The sequence below is a fragment of the Mycobacterium sp. UM_CSW genome (assembly GCF_000455205.1).
Lineage (GTDB): Bacteria > Actinomycetota > Actinomycetes > Mycobacteriales > Mycobacteriaceae > Mycobacterium.
This window is the reverse complement of record NZ_AUWQ01000148.1, coordinates 1-4,352: the sequence shown is the minus strand read 5'-3', so window position 1 is coordinate 4,352 and position 4,352 is coordinate 1. Positions and strand designations below refer to the sequence as shown.

Below are 4,352 nucleotides of genomic sequence, written 5' to 3'. Positions count from 1 at the left end.
CCGGCACCGCCGGGACCGCCGCCAATCCATCCGCTGGCGCCACCGGCGCCGCCATTCCCGCCGGCACCACCGATCAGGGCCTTGCCGTTTCCGCCGGCCCCGCCGTCACCGCCGTGGCCCCACAATCCCGCCGAGCCGCCGGCCCCACCGGCCTGCCCGGCTCCACCGGACCCACCGTTGCCGCCGTTGCCGATCAGCCATCCGCCGTCGCCGCCGGCCTGCCCGGTGCCCGGCGCACCGTTGGCCCCGTTGCCGATCAGCGGGCGTCCCGTCAGCAGCTTGACCGGCCCGGGCGGCAACCCCAGGTTCTGGAATTCACCGACCAGGGCCGTCAGCGGGTCGGCGTTGGCCGCCTCGGCGGCCGCATACTGCCCGCCGCTCGAGGTCAGCGACTGCACGAATTGGTCGTGGAAATGCGCCGCTTGTGCGCTGAGCGAGTGAAACTCCCGGGCATAGCTGCCGAACACCTGGGAGATCGCGGCCGAGACCTCGTCCTGCGCCGCGGCCACCACCGAGGTCGTCGAGGCGGCCGCCGTCGTATTGGCCGCCTTGATCGCGGACCCGATCGCGTCCAAGTCCGCCGACGCGGCGGTGAGAATCTCCGGGTCTACCTGCACGAAAGAGGACATCTACGGCTCCTAATCCCTTGTGGGGCCGTAGATTAAAGTCGGCGACTTGCGAGATTCTTGCGGCTGCTCGGCTTGAGCCCGCCTCGCGGACGACTTGGTTAGGGCTGGCCGGTGCCCCCGTCGTTGCTGTTGACAACCACGCCGTGCCCGCCGGAGCCGCCAACGCCCGTGGTGCCCCCGTCACCGCCGCTGTTGTGGAAAACACCATTGTTGGCGCCGATGCCGCCCGTCCCCCCACCGGCACCGTCTGTGCCGACGTTGCCGGGGAAGGAGCTCGCGTTGGCCACCGCGCCGCCGCCACCGCCGCCGCCGGTGCCGTTGCCGCCACCGCTTCCCCCGAAACTAAGCGCAGCGGTCTGAGTGAGGTTTAACGCGGAGCCGCCGGCGCCTCCATCTCCAGCGGTGCCGCTGGCGGTAGCCGCACCGCCGCCGCCGCCCCCGCCGCCGCCCGCGGCGTTGGTCAATATTGCGGTACCGCCCCCACCTCCGCCGCCGCCGGCGCCGCCTGATCCGCCGCCCGTCGCGCCGGCACCGCCGCTACCACCCTCACCGCCGACTCCGACAGCCTGGGGGAGACCTCCAGCCGTCGTTAAGGCGATGCCGCCGCGGCCGCCGGTCCCGCCGTCGCCGCCGGTGCCGCTGCCACCCCCGATCCCGCCGCCACCGACGTGGCCGCCCGTGCCGCCGGCACCACCGCCACCACCGCCGCCGCCGAAGACTTCGTTGCCGCTGGCGGGGTCGGTTACGCCTTCACCGCCGATACCGCCGGCGCCGCCGTGGCCCCCGCCGCCGCCGGTGCCGTTGATTCCGCCGCTGGAGCTACCGCCCGTCCCACCGGCGCCGCCATGCCCACCTTGGCCGCCTTGGCCGGCAAAACCCTTGGCCAGGGCGCCGTCCGCGGCGCCGCCGGTACCGCCGGTGCCCCCGTCGCCACCGGTGCCGCCCTGGCCACCGGCGCCGACCTGCCCGAGCAGGAACGCTCCATTGGTGCCGCCGGCCCCACCGGCACCGGCATCACCGCCGTCGCCACCGATTCCCCCGCTGCCGCCGAGCAGGGTGGGTAGGTTGTTGACGCCGTCCGCGCCGGTGCCGCCGGAGCCGCCCAGGCCGCCGTTGCCGCCCGGGCCGCCCGCCCCGGCATGCCCGCCGAGCAGCGCCAGGTTCGCGCCGCCTGCCCCACCGTGGCCGCCGGCTCCGCCATGCCCGCCAGACGCGCCTTGCCCGACTACGGGACCAGGTGGGAGCACTCCGCCGTACCCGCCTGCCCCGCCCGCCCCGCCTGCTCCGCCAACGCCGTTCAGCGAGAACAGCTGTCGATTGGCCCCGCCGGCGCCGCCGTCCCCGCCATGCCCGCCGCCGCCGAGCGCGGCCGTAATGCCAGCGCCGCCGGCGCCGCCTGCCCCGCCCGGACCGCCGCCGAGCCATCCGTTGGCCCCTCCCGCCCCGCCGTTCCCGCCTGCGGGGCTGGTGATGGGCTTGCCGTTTCCGCCGGCACCGCCGTCACCGCCATGTCCCCAGAGGCCCGCCGACCCGCCGGCCCCGCCTGCCTGCCCCAGCCCGCCGGACCCACCGTTGCCGCCGTTGCCGATCAGCCAGCCGCCGTCGCCGCCTGCCTGCCCGGTGCCCGGCGCCCCGTTGGCCCCGTTACCGATCAGCGGACGGCCCGTCAGCAGCTTGACCGGACCGGGCGGCAACCCCAGGCTCTGGATTTCACCGAGCAATGAAGTCAACGGGTCCGCATTGGCCGCCTCCGTGGCCGAATACTGCCCCACACCCGCCGTCAACGACTGCACAAACTGATCATGAAAAAGCGTCGCCTGGGCGCTGAGCGCTTGAAACTCCTGGGCGTAATTGCCGAACACCTGAGAAATCGCCGCCGATACCTCATCCTCGGCAGCGGCCAATACCGATGTCGTCGAGCCTGCTGCTGCGGTGTGGGCGGATTTGATCGCCGATCCGATCCCGCTTAAATCCGACGAAGCGATGGTGACGACTTCGGGAGATATCAGGACAAACGACATGCACGGCTCCTTTGTCGGGGAACTGCCACGAAGACCTACGGGTAGCCGAAAATCTACGCTTTCAGTTCGGAGTTTGGAAGCACTTTCGCTTAGCAAACTGCGTCGAATATGTTGCGGCACCGCAGGTCGCATGGATGGTTCACGAAATGGCTTACCGGGCCGGCGCGTGACGAATGCCGGATCACGTCGGCTGATGGTTCGTTGCGCGAAGCCCTTGACCGAAATAAAGCAGGAATCCTCGGAGCCCGCTACCCTTTTTGACTTTTGGCCCTTGCACTGCTGCGGCATTGACGGCCGGCGGCGCTCACGTTCAACGGCAAACTGCAATCGACGCCGAGGCGCATATGTCGTGGCTGCATAGGCAGAGAAATGACGCCGCGCCGTAGAAGCAGAATTAGTCGGGTAGGTGGGGCATTTCGAAGCCTGCGTCACGGCCGATCAATACGGCTGGCGTGAGCGCGGATTTGCCATACCGGCGGCGCACCCGGTCGATCGCGTCGTCGATTTCGAGTCGGCCCGCGTCCTCGCCGAACGGCAACATCAGCTGCTGGGCGCCGCTGCGGTCGATCCCCGATACCGCGAAGCCCACCAACGTCAGCCCGCGCTGCGCGATCAGGGGCGCCGCGGACGCGACCAGCTGCCGCGCGGCGGCCAGGATGGGCTGCGTCGACGAGGTGGCCCACGGCAGGGTGTGCGAGCGCGTCGCCCGGCCGAAATCGTCGAAGCGCAGGCGCAGCACTACCGTGCGGCCGGTGCGCCCGGCGGTGCGCATCCGGGCCGTGATCCGGTCGATCAGGTTCACCACCACGGCGTCGATCTCGGCGGCCGACATGCGATTGCCAGCGCGGCCCAGCGCCCGCTGCGCGCCCACGGACCGCCGCCGCACCCCGGTGGTCACCCGGCGGCGGTCGATGTTGCGGGACAGCGCATACAGCTGCCGGCCCATCGCGGGCCCCAGCAGCGAGGCCAGCGTCGACTCGCTGAGCTCGGCGACGTCGGCGACCGTCGCCAGGCCGTGCGCATGCAGCTTCTCGGCGGTCACCGCGCCCACGCCCCACAACCGGCGCACCGGCAACGGGCGCAGGAACGCCAGCTCCTGATCGGGCGGCACGAGCAGCAGCCCGTCGGGCTTGGCCTCCTGGCTGGCCACTTTGGCGAGGAACTTCGTCCGCGCGATCCCGACAGTGATGGGCAGCCCGACGCGGCTGCGCACGTCGGCGCGCAGCCTGTGCGCGATCTGGGTGGGGGTGCCGGAGACCCGGCGCAGCCCGCCGACATCCAGAAACGCTTCATCGACCGACAGAGCCTCCACGACCGGTGTGCAGTCACGGAACACCTCGAACACGGCGTCGCTGGCGCGGCTGTAGGCGTTCATCCGCGGCGGCACGACGACGGCGTGCGGGCACAGCCGCCGCGCCTGGGACCCGCCCATCGCGGTGCGCACGCCGTAGGCCTTGGCCTCGTAGCTCGCGGCCAGCACCACGCCGCCGCCGACGATCACCGGGCGGCCGCGCAACGTCGGGTCGTCGCGCTGTTCGACGGACGCGTAGAACGAGTCCAGGTCCGCGTGCAGAATGGACGCATCACACCGCACGAACATATGTTCGCACGGGGGTCCGACGGAATCGGATGTTGACGACCCGCTTCGCCCGGCTACGCCGCGCTTGCGATCGCCACTGTCAGACGGTGGCGACCCGCTTCG

Annotated in this window: 3 protein-coding genes; all 3 read right to left on the bottom strand. The window is 71.7% G+C overall.

What is annotated here, in order from left to right:
* Nucleotides 1-629, bottom strand: a 629-nt coding sequence (locus tag N415_RS29880; protein WP_152531647.1) for a PE family protein, incomplete at its 3' end; no start/stop codon positions are given.
* A gap of 98 nt (nucleotides 630-727) precedes the next feature.
* Nucleotides 728-2,650, bottom strand: coding sequence for a PE family protein (locus tag N415_RS33335; protein ID WP_068189785.1), 1,923 nt, complete (start codon nucleotides 2,648-2,650; stop codon nucleotides 728-730).
* A gap of 394 nt (nucleotides 2,651-3,044) precedes the next feature.
* Nucleotides 3,045-4,250 (bottom strand): DNA polymerase IV, encoded by a 1,206-nt coding sequence (gene dinB / locus N415_RS29870; RefSeq protein WP_068189783.1) that lies wholly within the window; start codon nucleotides 4,248-4,250, stop codon nucleotides 3,045-3,047.
* Nucleotides 4,251-4,352: the final 102 nt, after the last annotated feature.